At 35.1% G+C, this 19,128-nt stretch carries 18 protein-coding genes and 1 other annotated feature; of the genes, 17 read left to right on the forward strand and 1 reads right to left on the reverse strand.

Features of this window, described 5'->3' with window-relative positions:
• The first annotated feature begins 66 nt into the window (after positions 1 to 66).
• From pfkA to RT261_RS07855, 6 genes are all read left to right on the forward strand, one after another.
• A complete protein-coding gene (pfkA, locus tag RT261_RS07830) occupies positions 67 to 1,041 on the forward strand; it encodes a 6-phosphofructokinase (protein WP_313131454.1) in 975 nt (324 codons plus the stop codon).
• 213 nt (positions 1,042 to 1,254) lie between these two features.
• The gene (locus RT261_RS07835; protein ID WP_313131457.1) at positions 1,255 to 2,997 is read left to right on the forward strand and encodes an ABC transporter ATP-binding protein; all 1,743 of its coding nucleotides are present in this window, start codon (positions 1,255 to 1,257) and stop codon (positions 2,995 to 2,997) included.
• A 19-nt stretch (positions 2,998 to 3,016) separates the two neighbouring features.
• Positions 3,017 to 3,805: a Cof-type HAD-IIB family hydrolase gene (locus RT261_RS07840; protein WP_313131459.1), complete on the forward strand. Its 789-nt coding sequence runs from the start codon at positions 3,017 to 3,019 to the stop codon at positions 3,803 to 3,805.
• A gap of 210 nt (positions 3,806 to 4,015) precedes the next feature.
• On the forward strand, positions 4,016 to 4,531 hold the full coding sequence (locus RT261_RS07845) for a sigma-70 family RNA polymerase sigma factor (RefSeq protein WP_313131461.1): 516 nt from the start codon (positions 4,016 to 4,018) through the stop codon (positions 4,529 to 4,531).
• Between the two features lies 1 nt (position 4,532).
• A complete protein-coding gene (locus tag RT261_RS07850) occupies positions 4,533 to 5,534 on the forward strand; it encodes a hypothetical protein (RefSeq protein ID WP_313131464.1) in 1,002 nt (333 codons plus the stop codon).
• A gap of 102 nt (positions 5,535 to 5,636) precedes the next feature.
• Positions 5,637 to 6,437 (forward strand): ZIP family metal transporter, encoded by an 801-nt coding sequence (locus tag RT261_RS07855; protein ID WP_313131467.1) that lies wholly within the window; start codon positions 5,637 to 5,639, stop codon positions 6,435 to 6,437.
• Positions 6,438 to 6,492: 55 nt separating this feature from the next.
• On the opposite strand, the gene RT261_RS07860 is transcribed toward RT261_RS07855, so the two are convergent.
• Entirely contained in the window at positions 6,493 to 6,747 is a 255-nt protein-coding gene (locus tag RT261_RS07860; protein WP_313131469.1) for a hypothetical protein, read from the reverse strand.
• Between the two features lie 281 nt (positions 6,748 to 7,028).
• Here RT261_RS07860 and sfsA point away from each other — a divergent pair, with 281 nt between their 5' ends.
• The 11 genes from sfsA to RT261_RS07915 all read left to right on the forward strand — a co-directional run bounded on the left by sfsA (position 7,029) and on the right by RT261_RS07915 (position 19,119).
• Positions 7,029 to 7,712, forward strand: coding sequence for a DNA/RNA nuclease SfsA (gene sfsA / locus RT261_RS07865; protein WP_313131472.1), 684 nt, complete (start codon positions 7,029 to 7,031; stop codon positions 7,710 to 7,712).
• Between the two features lie 154 nt (positions 7,713 to 7,866).
• Positions 7,867 to 8,259, forward strand: a complete 393-nt coding sequence (locus tag RT261_RS07870; protein ID WP_313131474.1) for a bacteriohemerythrin — start codon at positions 7,867 to 7,869, stop codon at positions 8,257 to 8,259.
• A 174-nt stretch (positions 8,260 to 8,433) separates the two neighbouring features.
• Positions 8,434 to 9,654 carry a glycosyltransferase family 4 protein gene (locus tag RT261_RS07875; RefSeq protein WP_313131477.1) on the forward strand — a complete coding sequence of 407 codons (1,221 nt, stop codon included), beginning with the start codon at positions 8,434 to 8,436 and terminating at the stop codon, positions 9,652 to 9,654.
• Between the two features lie 9 nt (positions 9,655 to 9,663).
• The gene (locus tag RT261_RS07880) at positions 9,664 to 10,416 is read left to right on the forward strand and encodes a YdcF family protein (RefSeq protein WP_313131479.1); all 753 of its coding nucleotides are present in this window, start codon (positions 9,664 to 9,666) and stop codon (positions 10,414 to 10,416) included.
• 87 nt (positions 10,417 to 10,503) lie between these two features.
• Positions 10,504 to 10,708 (forward strand) — a binding site (T-box leader).
• 122 nt (positions 10,709 to 10,830) lie between these two features.
• A complete protein-coding gene (gene thrS / locus RT261_RS07885; protein WP_313131482.1) occupies positions 10,831 to 12,789 on the forward strand; it encodes a threonine--tRNA ligase in 1,959 nt (652 codons plus the stop codon).
• A gap of 1,402 nt (positions 12,790 to 14,191) precedes the next feature.
• Positions 14,192 to 14,995 carry an acetyl-CoA carboxylase, carboxyltransferase subunit beta gene (accD, locus tag RT261_RS07890; protein WP_313131484.1) on the forward strand — a complete coding sequence of 268 codons (804 nt, stop codon included), beginning with the start codon at positions 14,192 to 14,194 and terminating at the stop codon, positions 14,993 to 14,995.
• A gap of 49 nt (positions 14,996 to 15,044) precedes the next feature.
• A complete protein-coding gene (gene accA / locus RT261_RS07895) occupies positions 15,045 to 15,866 on the forward strand; it encodes an acetyl-CoA carboxylase carboxyl transferase subunit alpha (RefSeq protein ID WP_313131486.1) in 822 nt (273 codons plus the stop codon).
• Positions 15,867 to 15,890: 24 nt separating this feature from the next.
• Positions 15,891 to 16,385: an acetyl-CoA carboxylase biotin carboxyl carrier protein gene (locus RT261_RS07900; protein ID WP_313131490.1), complete on the forward strand. Its 495-nt coding sequence runs from the start codon at positions 15,891 to 15,893 to the stop codon at positions 16,383 to 16,385.
• The gene (locus RT261_RS07905; protein WP_313131491.1) at positions 16,378 to 17,742 is read left to right on the forward strand and encodes an acetyl-CoA carboxylase biotin carboxylase subunit; all 1,365 of its coding nucleotides are present in this window, start codon (positions 16,378 to 16,380) and stop codon (positions 17,740 to 17,742) included. The genes RT261_RS07900 and RT261_RS07905 overlap by 8 nt, the downstream gene beginning before the upstream one ends.
• Before the next feature lie 75 nt (positions 17,743 to 17,817).
• A complete protein-coding gene (locus tag RT261_RS07910) occupies positions 17,818 to 18,534 on the forward strand; it encodes a 4'-phosphopantetheinyl transferase family protein (RefSeq protein WP_313131492.1) in 717 nt (238 codons plus the stop codon).
• Positions 18,535 to 18,648: 114 nt separating this feature from the next.
• Positions 18,649 to 19,119: a DUF6790 family protein gene (locus RT261_RS07915; protein ID WP_313131494.1), complete on the forward strand. Its 471-nt coding sequence runs from the start codon at positions 18,649 to 18,651 to the stop codon at positions 19,117 to 19,119.
• Positions 19,120 to 19,128: the final 9 nt, after the last annotated feature.

Consider the following 19,128-nt stretch of genomic DNA (forward strand, 5'->3'; position numbering starts at 1 on the left):
ACAGTACAATGTAAACAAGCAATTTATAATGTATATCACCTTGAAGTATACAGGAAAGAGGAAACGATGGCAAACAAAGTTGGTACAATTGGTATATTAACGAGCGGTGGGGATGCACCGGGCATGAATGCTGCTATTAGAGCGGTAACGAGAACTGCCCTTGGATATGGTTTAAAAGTTAAGGGGATACGAAGAGGATTTAATGGTTTATTAGAAGAAGACATTGTTGATCTAGATGGTAGAAACGTTTCTGACATTATACAAAGAGGGGGAACCATTCTATATACAGCAAGATGTAAGGAATTTACCACAAAAGAAGGCCAGGATAGGGGCGCTGAAGTTTGTCAAAAATATAATATTGACGGCTTAGTAGTAATCGGTGGTGACGGATCTTTTAGAGGAGCAGGAAAGCTTGCTGAGAGAGGCATTAATACGGTAGGAATACCTGGAACTATTGACTTAGATATTGCTTGTACCGATTATTCCATAGGATTTGATACAGCAGTAAACACAGCGATGGAAGCAATCGATAAGGTTAGAGATACATCCACTTCCCATGAAAGATGCAGTATTATAGAGGTAATGGGCAGACATGCAGGATTTATAGCCTTATGGTGTGGTATTGCCAACGGAGCGGAAGATATTCTGATTGCAGAAAGATATGACTATAATGAACAAAGAATTATAGACAATATTATTAGAAGGAAAGAAAGCGGTAAGAAACATCATATTATTGTAAATGCAGAAGGTGTTGGTGATTCTTACGAAATGGCAAAAAGAATCGAAGAAGCTACAGAAATTGAAACCAGAGCTACCATTATAGGTCACATCCAAAGAGGAGGAAGTCCTACCTGCAGAGATAGGGTGTATGCTTCCACTATGGGTGCTTATGCAGTTGATTTACTTTACAAAGGTGCATCAAGACGTGTTGTAGCACATAAAGATGGCAAATTCGTTGACTTTGATATACAAGAAGCTTTATCCATGGAGAAAGATATTGACCAATACTTATATGATTTATCCAAGAGATTATCAAGATAAAGCATACATTTTAAGAGGCTGTTACAGCCTCTTTTTCAATCTTTTGAGTTGCCTAAACAGAGAAGAGATGTTATGATAATTAATTAATCCATTAAAAATTACATATCATATCTGTTATAATGGAGAAGTAACTATGTACTGTGTATTCTACGAAAATACATGTAACTATATAACTTGTTATATAGAACAAGTAATAAATAAAGTGGAGGAGTTATGAGCAGAAAAACGAAGAAATTTTTATCCTACTATAAACCATATTTAGGACTTTTCCTGTCCGACATGTTTTGCGCTTTGCTGGCAGCAAGCATCACGCTACTTTATCCTTTGATAGTCAGATACATAACCAATGATTTGCTGGGGAGCTATGAAATCAGCCAAGCAATGAATACTATTATTAAGCTGGGACTTTTGATGATCGGGCTGGCTATTTTAGAAATGTTTTGTAACTTCTATATTGCATACAAAGGACATATGATGGGAGCAAATATGGAATTTGATATGCGTAATGACATCTTTGAACATTATCAAAAATTATCTTTTAACTTTTATGATAATCAGAAAACAGGTCAGTTAATGGCAAGAATTACCCACGATTTATTTGATATTACAGAACTTTGCCATCATGGACCGGAAGACATTGTTATATCTATTATTAAATTCGTGGGTGCTTTCGTCATCTTAATCAATATCAATCTCCCCTTAACGTTAATAGTTTTTACTTTTTTACCTATTATGTTTCTATTTGCATATTTTATGAAGAATAAGATGAACCGCGCTTTTAGAAAGAACAGAGAAAGAATTGCGGAAATCAATGCACAAATAGAAGATAATCTGTCAGGCATTCGTGTAGTAAAATCCTTTGCCAACGAGAATCAGGAATTGGATAAATTCCATGCAGGTAACAAACGATTTGTAGAAAGTAAAAGAAACAGTTATTGGCAGATGGCAACCTTTCATTCCGGACTTGGTGTATTTACCAATCTGATTAGTGTTGCAGTAATCGTAGGTGGAAGCTTATTAATCGCAGATGGATCCATTGAAGTAAGTGACCTTTTAACCTTTTTACTCTATATTAATAATATTATTGAACCTGTTAGAAAACTGATTAACTTTACAGAGCAATTCCAAAATGGTATTACAGGCTTTGATCGTTTCATGGAAATTATGGATATTAATCCGGATATTGTGGATAAGAAGAATGCAGTGGAGCTAAAGGATGTAAAAGGTGAAATTCAATTTAAGAATGTTTCCTTTAAATATGATGAAACTACTTCCGATGTATTCCGTAATATTAATCTGAAAGTAGAAGCAGGAGAATATATCGCTTTAGTAGGTTCCTCTGGTGTAGGAAAAACCACTATGTGCAGTTTAATCCCAAGATTTTATGAAGTATCCGGTGGTGCCATCACATTGGATGGAATGGATATACGGGATATTAAATTAAAATCACTTAGAAAAAATATTGGCATTGTACAGCAGGATGTATATTTATTTACCGGTACCGTTATGGAAAATATCCGGTATGGTAAGATAGATGCAACAGAGGAAGAAATAATCGAGGCAGCAAAGAATGCCAATGCCCATGACTTTATTATGGAACTTCCGGATGGATATGATACTTACATTGGGCAGCGGGGTGTTAAACTCTCAGGAGGGCAAAAACAAAGATTAAGTATTGCCAGAGTATTTTTAAAGAATCCGCCGATTCTTATCTTTGATGAGGCCACTTCAGCATTAGATAATGAAAGTGAAAAAGTGGTACAGGAATCTTTAGAAAGATTAGCGAAAAATAGAACCACCTTCGTAATCGCCCATAGATTATCCACCATTCGCAATGCTAAGGACATTATTGTATTAACAGAAGAGGGAATCGCAGAAAGAGGTAATCACAATGAATTGTTAGATCAAAAAGGAATCTATGCAAATCTTTATACTTTAACCCAGGCAGCTCAGTGAAAGGAGTAAGATTACAGACATGAATAAGAAAATAGTATTTTTTGATATAGATGGAACCTTGTATTTACCAGATATAGGTGTGCCTGATTCAGCAAAAGAGGCCATCGGCCAATTGCTTGATAATGGACATATTCCCATTATCTGTACAGGAAGAACCAGACCTATTGTTCCGGATAATTTAATTGAATTGGGCTTTAAGGGAATTATAGCAGGTGCCGGTACTTATGTTGAGTATGAGGGTAAAATAATTGAGAACAAAGTAGTGGAAGATAGCTTAGTAACCGAAATCATGGCATTTCTTCAAGAAAATAAAGTAAGGTATATTTTGGAGGGGCCGGAATGCCTCTACTACGAAGAAAAAGACAAGGGAGAAGAGTACAATTATATCGTAAGCCTTTTTAAATATTTCGGGGAAGAAAAAATAAAAGCATTAGATTCTGATATGGATATATGCATTAATAAAATGTCTTGTACTTTATCGGAGGAAAGCAACCGTGATATTGTTATGCCCAAATTGGAAGAGAAATTTCATCCTATTTATCACGGAATACAGATGTTTGAATTAGTACCCCGTGGAATTAATAAAGCAACTGGTATACAAAGATTATTAGAACACATTAACATGGATCAGAAAGATACTTATGCATTTGGTGACAGTAGTAATGATATCGAGATGTTAGAATACGTTGCTACCGGAATTGCAATGGGTAATAGCTATCCGGAAGTACTGGAAAGAATTAAACATAAGACAAAGTCAATTAAAGAGGACGGTATTTATCATGGATTAAAGAAATTTAACCTGATATAAATATATCTGTAATAAATAACTATTTACGCAGTATTAGTATCTTAATTATGTTATCCAATTATTTCATGGGAACTATTTTTTAGTTTACATCGTCAAATGTTTAAGAGTATACTAATACTGCAGCCAACAAATTTCTTTAGCGGATAAAAATAGAAAGTGGGAGATGAAGCTAACCTATCCGCATAAATAGAATATAGGGGGAAGAGTTCAATGTACGAGGAGAAACAGCCTGTTTACCACATTGAAACCTTGATAAGGCAATATGGCAATGATGTTTTACGTACTGCTTTTATGTATGTAAAAGATAGTCATTTGGCAGAAGACATTTTTCAAGATGTATTCATTAAAGTAAACAAAAATCTCAGTACCTTTCAAGGAAACAGCAGTATTAAGACTTGGATTATTCGAATCACCATTAACACATGTAAGGATTATTTAAAAAGTGCATGGAATCAAAAAGTAGTACCTATGACAGAATATGAGGAAAATACCATACATACAGATGATGATTACACAGCTGTAGAACAACAAGACCAGAATCAGCTGATTCGCGAAACGGTTATGAAACTGCCGGACAAATATAAAGATATTATTGTATGTGTTTACTATCATGACATGACCATAAGCGATGCAGCTAATATATTAAAGATAGCAGAAGGAACAGCTAAAAGCCGTTTATCCAGGGCGAAAGAGAAACTAAAGACTTGTTTGGAAGGGAGGTTGTAAGATGGATTTCCAAAAACATAAACTTAATAATCAACAGAAAAATGGAAATGGTTCTATGGATGGAGACAAGATTTCTACAGAGAACCACTTAGATAAGGAAATCAAATTTGAATATAATAGTATTCATTTAAAAGACCATCTTAATGCTTCTTTTGACAAAGATAACATTGTAGTTTCGGAAGAACTGATTCAAAAAACATTACAGGCAATTCAATCCGGTAAGGATTCTTTAACCCCGGAAGAAGATAATCAGGAAGCGAATACGTCCACAGAGCGTAAAAAGAAAAACCGATTCCCTATCTTTAGATTAGCCGGTATTGCGGCTGTGCTTCTGTTACTATTGATTGGTTTGAATATATTAAAATATTTACCGGGCTCCAGTAAAAGCATGGAAAATGAGACGAATTCTTCTGCTGAGGATACCTCAGATTCGTCGTCATTAAAACGGCAGGAGAACGGAACTTTAGAGAGAAATACTGAGGTACAGAAGGATAAAGAAATCTATTCTATTACCGCAGGAGAAGCGGAGGCAGATCAAAAAGTGGCTAAAGACGGTAAGGATGCTTTATCTGATGAAGGTGCCGATAAATTTAATTTAGAGACGGAACCCCAAGAAGCCAAGATGGGCATATCTTCGGCAGGAACTATGATATTTTCTGATATTCTGCCTTTCACGGCAGAACAGGTTAGTTCTTTTTCCATTATAAATAGCAAGAAAGAAAGTACAGCCTTTAAGGAACCGGAGAAAATCGATGATTTTCTTCTTATGTTAAATGAATATTCCCTGCTGCCGGCTGAACAGGAAGAAGATACCTCGGAAAGTCAGGGGGAAGATTTGTGGGATTATCAGATTGTATTTACAACCCAGGATAATTTAACTTATACTATATTGGTAGGAAATGAAATTCAACTAAAGACAGATGATAATAATCGTGATATAATAAGGTATACCATTATAGGGGATGTAGAACAATTAAAGAGCAGATTAAATGAATATAGATAATTAATTCGTAAGCCATAGTCTTGACGAAAATTTCATGAAAGGCTTTTTAAAAGCGGAATCTACAACCCTAGAATAAAGTTAAGAACTAGGAGGATATAATATATGAATCCAATTTTAATGGCTTTTCTAGGGGGACTTGTAACTTGGGGCGTAACAGCAGCCGGTGCAGCCATGGTATTCTTTTTTAAAGAGATAAAACCAAAGGTTTTAAACCTTATGTTAGGTTTTGCATCCGGTATTATGTTAGCAGCTTCCTTTTGGTCCTTGTTGTTACCAGCGTTGGAATTATCGGAGGATACTCCCCTTCCTTGGTTTCCTGTAGTAATAGGATTTGGCCTTGGAGGATTATTCTTATTTGGCGCAGATAAATTGCTTCCTCATGTTCATCACGTGGAAGATAAGCCCAGAGGTGGAATTGGTAAAGTTTCCAGAGACAGCATACGTCGCAGCGTATTATTGGTTACGGCAATTACACTTCATAATATTCCGGAAGGTTTGTCCTTTGGTGTAGCATTTGGTTCTATAGGAACAACAGAAAAGGCAACTACTGCAGGAGCTATTATACTGGTTATTGGTATTGCACTGCAGAACTTTCCGGAAGGAGCAGCAGTGTCTATACCTTTACGAAGAGATGGACATTCCAGATTAAAAAGCTTTATGTATGGGCAGGCATCGGGAATTGTTGAGCCGATTGCAGCAGTGTTTGGAGCAATGCTTGCAAGCAGCGTCGGGGCTATTTTGCCTTATGCACTATCCTTTGCAGCAGGTGCTATGGTATTTGTAGTAGTAGAAGAACTAATACCGGAATCACAGAATGATTCTCACCTTTATGGACATGCGGCAACTATCGGAGCTATGCTGGGATTTATGGTAATGACAACATTAGATATTGCTTTAGGATAAGAAAATAACCGGCTATTACCTTATTGGAATAGTCGGTTATTCTTAAATTCAGACTTTATTGTTCTTCTTCCGAGTCATTGGAAGCAGCTTCTTCAGAGGTGAAATTGATGGATACATATTCACGAGTATCTTTTTTTTCTACTTCCGGAGCATCCTCATCTTCATCATCGAAATCTTCAAATTCATCTTCAAACTCGTCAAAATCATCAGAAGAGTCTTTGTTAATTAAATTTTTGTAAACATAGTAAGCTCCACATGCTAAAGTAGCAAGGGAAACAGTCCCAAACAAGAATTTACCGAATTTTTTCATACTATCATACTTCCTTTCGTCTTATCAGTATATGCAATTACTAACAATAATTATACTATTTTAACTAGGAATCTTTCCTTAATTATAATCCATTATAAGCTAACTCCCTGTAAAAGGGAAGTAAAAAAAGTGTTAAATTATTATGAAGTAATTGACAAAGACTAAAAATGTTTGTAGACTCAATATACAATGGGAAAGAGGACCCATTTGTTTTAGCGTGAAAGAATACATAGTTTGGAGCTTAGGTTGAGAAGCGCTAAACCATCAGAATAGAGGTTATTATGAAATATAGTAAAGTACAAGCAGGAATATTTAAGTCCCGTCCAAATCGTTTTATTGCCTATGTAGAGGTGGATGGAGAAGTAAAAACCTGCCATGTAAAAAATACCGGACGCTGCAAGGAATTGCTAATACCGGGGGTTACCGTTTATTTGGAAGAACAGGATAATCCTAACCGAAAGACAAAATACGACCTGATTGGTGTTCAAAAAGGGAACCGAATGATTAATATGGACTCCCAGGCACCAAATAAAGTAGTTTATGAATGGATTCAATCCGGTGGATTATTTTCTGATATTAAATTAGTAAAGACGGAAAAAACATATGGTAATTCTAGATTTGATTTATATGTGGAGACAGAGAATAAAAAGATTTATATAGAGGTAAAGGGTGTTACCCTTGAAGAAAAAGGAATAGTCAGGTTCCCGGACGCTCCTACAGAAAGGGGCGTTAAGCATGTAAAAGAACTAATTTCCTGCATGGAAGAAGGATATGAAGCATACATCATCTTTGTGGTACAAATGAAGGATGTTAAATATTTTGAACCCAATGACGTCACTCATCCTGCCTTTGGTCAGGCTCTGAGAGAAGCGGAGGAAAAAGGCGTTCATATACTTGCTGTGGATTGTGATGTGGAAGCCGATAAATTAAATATTCGAGATAATGTCATGGTTAAATTACAATAATAAATTAATGCAATAAACCCAATCTAGTATATGGGCGTCGAAACATTTATCCCCCATTATATATAGAATATAAAATTATGCTGCAAAAAAAGAGGGATTAACAAATCTGTGCTGATGCCTAAGTTCATGGTGTTTCAGCAGAAGGGAGATTATTATGTTTGTAATGAAAGAAGAATATTACACCGGCATTAAGCAAATTGATGAGGAGCACAAAGAACTGTTTCGAATTGCACAATCCGCTTACGATGTATTTGCGGACGAGTTTATTCCAGATAAGTTTGACCACATTGTAACCATAATCAATGAGTTAAAAGAGTATGCAAAATTTCATTTCGCAAGTGAAGAAGCATATATGAAAAAAATCGGGTACAAAAAACTGTTCAGCCAGGTTGTTGACCATGAACAATTTATGGAAAAAGTGAATGGAATTGATTTTGAACAGGTGGATAAGAATCAGACAGAAATGCTATTGGACATTCTTACCTTTATTGGGGACTGGCTTAGCCAACATATATTAGAGAAAGATAAATTGATTAGCGAAAATTAATATGTGTTGAAATGAGAAAATATATATTAAAACTGCATAGAAAAACAACATAAACATAGGGAGAGAATCTAAATTATGCAAGTTGTAATATATAATAAATAATAGTATAATAGTTGGGATTTAGTAAATATTAGATGTATCATAGTGTATTAGGTGGGGAAAGGGAGAGATAAATTGAACATAGCTTTATTTACAGATACGTATTATCCGGAAATTAATGGAGTTGCAAATTCTGTTTATATACTAAAGAATGAATTGGAGCAAATTGGGCATACAGTTTATGTTTTTACAACAACAACACCAGGTTCACCGGAATATGAACATAATGTATTTCGAGTACCCAGTATACCTTTTGCTTTAATTACGGAAAGAAGAGTAGGCATCTTTTATCTGCCTAAACTGGCTTCTATTATAAAAAAATTAGATCTGGATTTAATCCATACCCATACGGAATTCTCTTTAGGTATATTTGGCCGAATCATGGCAAGGGAATTAAGGTTACCTATGGTGCATACTTATCATACCATATATGAAGATTATACTCATTATTTAACACATTTTAAGACTCTGGATAAAAGGGCTAAGGCATTTGCCAGAGTCTTTACTAAAGTGTGCTGCAATACAGTGGAACAAGTTATTGTACCTACCCAGAAAGTAAAAGATTTATTATTAACTTACAGTGTTCATAAAGAAATTAGTATAGTACCTACAGGGGTGAATCTTAAAAAGTTTAATCCTGCTCTTTATTCTAAGGAAGATGTACTAAGATTAAAAAAGCAATATGATATTCAGGAACAGGATAAAATAATGCTTTATCTGGGACGTGTTTCCAAGGAGAAAAACATTAGTGAAATCATAGAATCAATGCCGGAATACATGAGTAAAAGAGAAAATGTAAAGTTTGTTATTGTAGGCAATGGGCCTGAGATGGAAACCTTGAAACAAATGGTGGCAGAACGAAATTTGGGCGGAAAAATTTTGTTTACCGGAGCACAGCCTTGGGATAATATTGGATTGTTTTACCGAATGGGTGATGTATTTGTAAGCGGTTCTACCAGCGAGACACAAGGGCTGACATATATTGAAGCCATGGCTGCAGGGCTTCCTATTGTAGCCAGACGGGACAGATGTTTAGATGACATTTTGGTTCCGGGCTGGAATGGCTATGATTTTACAGACCGAAAAGGGTTGTTAGAAGGCCTGGATTCAGTGCTATTCGGTGAGTCAGATATAGCATATGGCGAAAATGCAAGAAAGAATGTACAAAAACTGTCTACGGAAGCATTTGCAAGAAACGTAGAAAAAGTTTATGAAGAAGTTATGAAACGGGATGCCATATCGAAGAAGCGTGAAGAATATGAGTCGAGAAAAATAAGACGTTTATCTCGTAGATAGGGGTAATTCATGAATCTGTTTACAGTTACATTTTTATTAATAGGCGTATGTTGTATATTATACTTTGGAATAATCATACTATATGCAGGACCCAAAGCCTCTTTTTTGCAGTTTTGGATAGTTACAGGAATGCTTCTAATACTTGCAGCATTCCTTTATCCTTTGATGGATACAGACAAAATTGCCATTTGGAAATACATTAAGCCAGTGGCAGTTATTATATTAATCTTAGGTGCCGCCATCTTTATTCTGACAGAAATACGAATTATTGCGGCAGGATGTAAAAAAGTAAGTACATCGGCAGAGTATGTAATCGTACTGGGTGCTCAAGTAAAGGGAAGGGTATTATCCAAAACATTAAAAAAACGTATGGATACCGCCTGTAAATATCTTAAAGAGAATAAAAAGGCGAAAGTAATTGTGTCCGGAGGACAAGGAGAGGGAGAAGATATATCAGAAGCGGAGGCGATGGGCAGTTACTTGGTAAAACAAGGGATTGAGCCATTCCGGATTATAAAAGAAGATCAATCTGTTAATACTTATGAAAATATGAAATACAGCAAAAAGTTTCTAAAAGAAGAAGGGGTACCTGTTGTTCTTATAACAAGCCGTTTCCATGTATACCGGGCTATGGGAATTGCTAAAAGGCAGGGATTGAAGGCACAGGGCCTTGGAGCACCTTCGGATCATGTTTTAACATTGAATTATTATATTAGAGAGTTCTTCGCAGTAGTGAAAGATAGATTGATTGGGAACATATAAAGAATTATTTTACAGTACTACAGGTATTTTACTCTTGACAAAGAAATTTGCAATGTTATAATAAAAATTAATTAAAAATTCTAAACACCTAATACGTTGAAGAGACGAGTAAGATGTGAAATATTACAGAGAGAGATATATTGGCTGAGAATATCTTAATAGGAATCATCTGAAGACTACCTCTGAGTGGCTCTAATCCGGCCCGGTGATTACGTTATAATCAGAAAGAAGCGGGTAATGATACATTACCAATGAGGGTGGAACCGCGAGTGAATAGATACTCGTCCCTTTCGATTTACTGGATAGTAATTCGAAAGAGACGATTTTTTTATCGTCTTTTTTCGAAGGAATCATGAACGAAGAATGGGTTGAAAATAATTCATTCTTTCAACATTTTGAAAGGAGCATGGTTATATGAAGATTACATTAAAAGATGGATCAGCAAAAGAGTATGCAAACAGTATGTCCGTTATAGATATTGCAAAGGACATTAGCGAAGGCCTTGCCAGAATGGCATGTGCCGGTGAAATAAACGGTGAAGTAGTGGATTTAAGAACCGTAGTGGATAAAGATTGTGAATTAAATATATTAACCTTTAATGAGGATGCTGGTAAAGCAGCATATAGACATACTGCTTCACATGTGTTGGCAGAAGCAGTTAAAAGATTGTATCCCCATGCAAAGCTTGCAATTGGACCTTCTATTGATACCGGTTTCTACTATGACTTTGATGTAGAACCATTTGATAGAGATGCACTTGATAAACTGGAAAAAGAAATGAAAAAGATTATCAAGGAAGGAGCAGAACTGGAGAAATTTACTCTTCCCAGAGCAGAAGCAATTCAGCTTATGAAAGATAAAAATGAGCCATATAAAGTTGAATTAATTGAAGACCTTCCGGAAGATGCGGTTATTTCTTTCTACAAACAAGGGGATTTTGTTGACCTATGTGCCGGCCCTCACTTAATGAGTACAAAGAGTATTAAAGCTATTAAATTAATCTCTTCCTCCGGTGCTTATTGGAGAGGCAGTGAGAAGAATAAGATGCTTACCAGAGTATATGGTACTGCCTTTACCAAGAATGCAGATCTGGATGCCTATTTAGCTCATTTGGAAGATGTTAAAAAACGTGACCATAATAAACTTGGACGTGAGATGGAAATCTTTACTACTGTAGATGTTATAGGTCAGGGTTTACCTCTTATTATGCCTAATGGTACTAAGATTCTCCAAACACTGCAAAGATGGATTGAAGATGAAGAAGATAGAAGAGGCTATGTAAGAACAAAGACTCCATTTATGGCAAAGAGTGACTTATACAAAATCTCCGGACACTGGGACCATTATAAAGAAGGTATGTTTGTACTTGGTGATGAAGAAGTGGATAAAGAAGTATTTGCCCTTCGCCCTATGACTTGTCCTTTCCAGTACTATGTATATAAATCAGCACAAAGATCCTATCGAGATCTTCCCCTTCGTTATGGTGAAACTTCTACACTTTTTAGAAATGAAGATTCCGGTGAAATGCATGGATTAACTCGTGTACGTCAGTTCACTATTTCTGAAGGCCACTTAATTGTAAGACCGGATCAAATGGATGAAGAGTTTAAAGGCTGTCTTGATCTTGCAAGATATTGCTTAAAAACATTAGGCCTTGAAGAAGATGTAACTTACCGTTTATCCAAATGGGATCCTAATAATAAAGAAAAATATATCGGTACTGAAGAAGTTTGGGAAGAAACTCAGGGAAGAATCAGAAATATATTAATTGATCTTGGAATTCCTTTTACAGAAGAAGAAGGAGAAGCTGCCTTCTATGGTCCTAAAGTAGATATACAGGCTAAGAATGTATATGGCAAAGAGGACACTATGATTACCATTCAATGGGATGCATTGATTGCAGAACAGTTTGATATGTACTACATCGATCAGAACGGTGAAAAAGTTCGTCCTTATGTTATTCATAGAACCAGCGTGGGCTGCTATGAAAGAACCCTTGCCTGGCTGATTGAGAAATATGCCGGATTATTCCCAACCTGGTTATGTCCTGAACAGGTAAGAATACTTCCTATTTCAGAAAAATATCATGATTATGCAAAGAAAGTAGAAAGTCAGCTAAAAGATAATGGAATTCGCTGCAGCGTTGATGAACGTGCAGAAAAGATCGGTTATAAAATCCGTGAATCAAGACTTGACAGAGTTCCTTATATGCTGGTAGTTGGACAAAAAGAAGAGGAAGAAGGCTTAGTATCTGTAAGAAGCCGTTACCTTGGAGATGAAGGACAAAAATTTATAGATACTTTCATAAATGATATTTGTAAAGAAATCAGAACAAAAGAGATTAAAAAAATTGAAGTAGAAGAGCAAAAGTAATAAAGAACTGTTCTGAATTAAAATAAACCCTATAGAATAGAAGTCAGAAAAAGGATTAAAGTAAAAAATCTTCTTTCTGGCTCTATTCTATGGGGCTTTTTTATACACAAATTTAATGGAGAAACTTAAATAGGTGAAAGCAATTAAAAGATGGAATAATTATGAGGCATAAAATATGGTTTCGTGAATTATGGTATTATGATATTTCATGCTGAAGTAAACGGTTAATTTCTACAAAAACATACATTAAATTATACAAATTATATAATAATGTTAATTTATGTGATAATATAAAAATATATACAATAATTGCAACTTTAAATTTGAAAATAGATAAAATAGATAAAAAATAATTCTTAAAATAATTATTGCAACATAAATTATTATTTTTAATTCAGCATATAATGTATAAATTTTGATGAAGGTAATGAGGTTATGGATAATTATTTAAATGGTTTAAAAAATCATTAATACTTTACTAAGTAAAAATAAATATTTCCCCCTAAAAGAACATTTTTCTATTACATTGGGCGAAATCAATGCAGAATTCTACTTAGCCAGCGAATTTGTTTTTGTACTACCCGTCCAACAAAAAGCGTGGGTTAGATGGTGTTTTAGGGTCTTGCAATTAAAATAATCCACTTCCTTTATTCAATTATAAACCTAAAATTATTAAATCTGGTACATAATCTAATGCTTTTATTGAACTGTTGGTTATTCCGATAAGAGAAATATCATCTTCTTCACCTAGGCAATCAACAAACTCTTTACAAGCATTTGGCTCATCTTCGACAAGTAATATTGATAGTATATCCAACCCAACATAGTAAAAATCTGAAAAACGGGTAAACCTACCTGACAGCGTTCATCGACTGGATTACCTGAGAGTGGTGAATTTAAGGGTCAGTACCTGGACATTGTGAATGAAGCTCTGAAAAATAGAATTAGCATAAAAATTGCTTGCCAAAATATAACTATTATGTAATGTTTGGTGAATATAAAAAATGTTAATATGAGGGATAAAATAGATAAAAAAACCTTATAGTTTCATTCAATCTTAACGTATTGACCATCATTTTATTATTTCCATTCCATGTCTTTTTGTAGATTCTAGTTCATTAATAAATATTACAACTGATAAGAATGGTTCTGCAAAATGAACTGATAGACTTAAAAATAATGAAATACAAGATAATTATCACGCCTAATGAAAGGATATTACATAGATGAAGTACGGTTATTATAATGAAGCAGCTGTATAATTGAGAATATTGTCACTTTTGAAAATGGAGAGAAGAATTCTAAAAATCAAGTATTATGAAATCAAAAATATTCATAATCAAAAATCGTACCATGACGAGATTTCAAGCAAATACGGGTATGTTTGGAGGGGAGAGGATTAATGCAACAGAATTTATTTATTAAGTGCAATAGGTGTGGTGGTATTAATGAAAGTAAAAAAATCATCGAAAATAATTATATTTGTAACTTATGTGGCTATTATGAAACATTGGATTATAGCCAAAGACTTTCTATGATAATTGACCAAAATTCATTTGAAGAAACTAATATACATACTGAATTTTATGATCCCATTAAATTTCCTGGATATTGTGAAAAGCATGAGAGTATAGTGAGTAAAGTTAATCTAAATGAAGCGGTTGTAACAGGAAGAGGATGCATCAGTGGGCAGCAGGTTATGGTTGGAGTAATGGACACTAGATATATGATGGGTAGTATGGGAGTCATTGTTGGTGAAAAGGTAACCAGATTGTTTGAAGATGCAAAGAAAGAAAAACTTCCGGTTGTAATGTTTGTTGCTTCGGGCGGTGCCAGAATGCAGGAGGGAATTTTTTCACTAATGCAGATGGCAAAAACGGCTGCAGCTGTATCAAGCTTTAGCGAGACTAAGGGATTGTATATTAGTGTGCTAACAAATCCTACAACAGGAGGAGTCAGTGCGAGTTTTGCCTTTTTAGGAGATATTATATTAGCAGAACCAGGGGCATTAATTGGATTTGCAGGAAAGCGGGTAATTGAACAGACAATCAACGAAAAGCTTCCGTCTAATTTTCAAACCTCGGAATTTCTCTTTGAGCATGGCTATATTGATTTGATTGTAGAGAGAAAAAGGTTAAGAGAAACGCTTGGTGATATACTTAAGATTCATAGCCAGGAATATAACAAGATATTTAAGCAGGAGTAAACAATTAAAAATGTTTCTCAGTGGTTTAATAATAAGATATGGGGGGGTTATGGTGAAAAACAGTAGTGTTGAGGAAATAGGAGATAATAGTGCATGGAGCAAAGTTTTATTAGCAAGAAAAATTTCTAGATTTCGGTCCTTAGATATTATCAATCAAGTATTTGACTCTTTTATTGAATTTCATGGAGACCGAGGAATCGGGGATGATAAGTCTATTGTTGGAGGAATCGGATTATTGAATCATCAAGCGGTCACTATAATTGGACAGCAGAAGGGGAATAACCCAAGAGAGATGAAATATCGTCAATATGGAATGACTAAGCCTGAGGGTTATAGAAAATCCTTGCGTTTAATGAGGCAGGCTGATAAATTTAGACGTCCCATTATTTGCTTTATCGATACACCAGGAGCATTTCCGGGTATTTCTGCGGAAGAAAACGGACAAGCAGAGGCAATTGCAAGAAATTTGTATGAAATGGCTAATTATACAGTTCCGATCCTATCCGTTATTATTGGAGAGGGAGGAAGTGGAGGCGCGCTAGCATTAGGTGTTGCAAACCGAATAATTATGCTGGAAAATTCCATTTATTCTGTCGTTTCGCCAGAAGGCTGTGCAAGTATTTTATGTAAGAATTCCAGAAAAGCTCCAGATATTGCAGGTAATTTAAAAGTTACTGCAGGTGATTTAAAAAATTATGGAATTATAGATGAAATCATAAGCGAAGAGGGAAGAGAGAACATCATATTTGGAAAGATTAAACAGAGTATTGAACGGGAGCTGCTTCGTTGTAGTCGATTAGACGGAAATGAATTAAGAAAGGAAAGAATAGCAAAGTATAGAAGTATAGGAAGTGAAATTTTTTTTTCATAAAATACATAAATGAGGGAAAATAAGATGGATGATTTAAATAGCAAATTATATGTTATTGATAAGTTAATTAAGCAGTGCGAACAATCGAAACTAGTGTCATTTGACTATCAAGACAAGCTGTTTTCAATTCGCTTTAGTAAGGTAGAAGTGGAAGCAGATCACAGTCAAAAGGGAACTGTGGAAGACGCTTCTAAATTAAATAATGGTAATATTAAAATTAATTTAGATGAGTATGCAATAACAGATTTCTCACAAATAGGTAGGCAGGAAAATGAGGATATTGTAACAATTGTATCTCCTTTTGTAGGAAGAGTTGAGTTTAGTAATCAAATAAAGCTTGTAAATAATGATATTCATGTAAATAAGGGTGATGTGATTTGTTCTATTGAGGCAATGAAAATATTTAATGATATTCCGGCTCCGGCTTCAGGAACTATTATTGATATATTTGTAAAGGATTGTAGTTTAGTTGAATATGAACAACCAATATTAAAGATTAGAGTGGATAAAAATGAATAATAAATATAAGAGAATATTGGTAGCAAATCGTGGAGATAGTGCAGTACGAATCATTCGTGCCTGCAAGGAAATGGGGATAGAGACGGTTAGCGTTTTTTCAAAGGCTGATAAAGGAGCTTTGCATACAAGACTTGCCGATTATTCTGTCTGTATCGGAGACGTTCAAGGCAAGGACTCTTATCTAAATGCATATAATGTATTAGCCGTGGCAACAAATTATAAGGTGGATGCAATTCATCCTGGTATTGGATATTTTGCTGAGAATGCAGATTTTAGTGAACTATGTGAGAACTGTGATATTGATTACATTGGTGCAAGCAGTGCAAATATCTCTTTGATGGGAAACAAGGTCATAGCCAAGAAGGTGGCGAAAGAATTAAATATACCTGTGATAGGAGATGACAGTGTTGAAATTAGTAATTATGAAGAGTGTTTTCAATATGCAATGAAAGTTGGTTATCCTATTATATTGAAAGCGACAAATGGCGGAGGCGGCAAGGGGATTCGTATCGTGCACAAGGAAGATGATTTGTTTCGGGCACTTGAATTATGTCTGAAAGAAGCTGAAAAGGTATTTGGATTCAGCAGTATCTTAGTGGAGCGCTATATAGATCATGCTAAGCACATAGAGGTTCAGGTACTAGCTGATCGATATGGAAATGTAATACATTTGGGTGATAGAGAGTGTACCATACAGAGAAAGAATCAAAAGCTTATAGAGGAATCTAGATGTGATACGCTTGACGAAGAGACAAGAAGTAGGATGTATCAAGGGGCAATTGATATTTGTAAACATATCGGCTACGTTGGTGTAGGCACAATAGAATATATTCTGAAGGACGATAAATCTTTTTATTTCATGGAAATGAATACCAGACTGCAGGTTGAACATACGATAACGGAGCTGATTACAGGAATCGATTTAGTTAAGGAGCAAATTCGTGTTGCGCAGGGTGAACCGCTTAAATTAAAGCAGGAAGAAATACTATTTCAGGGCTATGCAGTTCAATGCAGAATTTTAGCAGAGTATTTTAACGGTACGTTTATATCAGATTGTGGTAAGATTACCAGATTCGAAATGCCGGGTGGATTTGGTGTAAGGGTAGATACTTCCTATGAAGTAAATAACATAGTAACAACCTACTATGATTCCCTCCTATCTAAGATAAGCTGCTATGCTCAGGATAAGATACAGGCAGTCAATAAAATGTTAAGATGTTTGGAAGAAATGAGGGTTGAGGGTGTTTCAACCAACAAAGAACTACTGATGAATATTTTAAAGGATTCAAGGTTCTTAACAGGTGATTATACAACCACATTCTTTGATACCTTAAAGCAGCCAGAGATGATAATGTAATGAAGGAATTATAAGTACAAATTAATTATTCTCAAACATTAGAAAATTGTAAGTTGATACGAAATTGGTAAAAAGATGGAGAACATGATGGTTATAAATTGCACAAATATAACTGAAATTAATAACGATAACTATCAACTGCTTAGAAATGCAGTTTCAAAAGAAAGACGCATAAGAGCAGATCGCTTTCAATTTATTAATGATTCCAAAAGGAGCGTTTGTGCAGAATTATTACTTCAATATAATCTGTTTCAGGTAGTTGGTCGACTGGTAGAGATGAACGTTGTTTACAATGAATTTGGAAAGCCGTTCATGAATCATATGGATGAATTTTCATACAACCTATCACATTCTGGAAAGTGGGTAGTAATTGCGTATGGGAGCAGCGAAGTTGGAATTGATATCGAGGAAATCCAGTCAGGCAAAGAAGATATTGCTGATAAGTTTTTTACAGAAGAAGAAAAAAGCTTTATTCATGCGGCTACTGGCAGGGAGCGAACGAAAAGATTTACACAGATTTGGACACTCAAGGAGAGCTACATCAAATACCTTGGGACAGGCCTCTCGACCAGACTTAATTCTTTCTCCGTAAATGCTTTAGACGGTGTGGTAACCAATCAAAATGGCGAAACCCAAAAGGGATTAAGATTAAAGAGCTATCTGTTTGATACAGACTATTACCTGTCAGTATGCAGCACAGAGGAAGTGATTACAATTAATGAAATTAAGCTGGATGGTTTGCTTCAATTTATAAATAGAAGTAAGAGGAAAAGAAATGAACAAATTAAATAGTAACTTAGAGGCTCTTAGAGAAAAAAGCTATATTGAGGACTTTGATATAAAAAAATTTAAAAATATATAGTCCTGATGGACATGTATAATATAACAAGGTATGAGGAGGAAAAAATGTTTATTTTAGTTCTTATTGCAGCAGGCCTTATAACAGGCGTTATTCAGTTGGCAGTGTCGGGTGGTTTTGGAGATGTTTCGGTTGTGTGCTCGACATTACTGTTACATCAATTTGTAGTTATGTTTGGCCTTCTTGGAATTATAGGCACGATAACTAATATTATTAAAGCAGAAGATAGTGCAAAAGCACTGGGATGGCCAGGCGGGCCTTTTCAGATTAAATATGGTTTTTCACAATTGGGACTGGGCGTTATGGGAGTAATGTGTATTTGGTTTAAAGGTGGATTTTGGCTTGGGACATTAGTGAGTATGTATATTTATGGTGTAAGTGGTCTTTGGTCACATATTGCAGAAATGAAAAGGCAGGGAAAGGCTACAGTTAATGATATAGGAAATCTTATAATAGATGTGGTTTATCAAATTATGCTTACAGTGCTGTCTGTATATGCTGGAGGTGTATGGGGATAGTGACGGAAA

The organism is Anaerocolumna sp. (assembly GCF_032079385.1).
Taxonomy (GTDB): Bacteria; Bacillota; Clostridia; order Lachnospirales; family Lachnospiraceae; genus Anaerocolumna.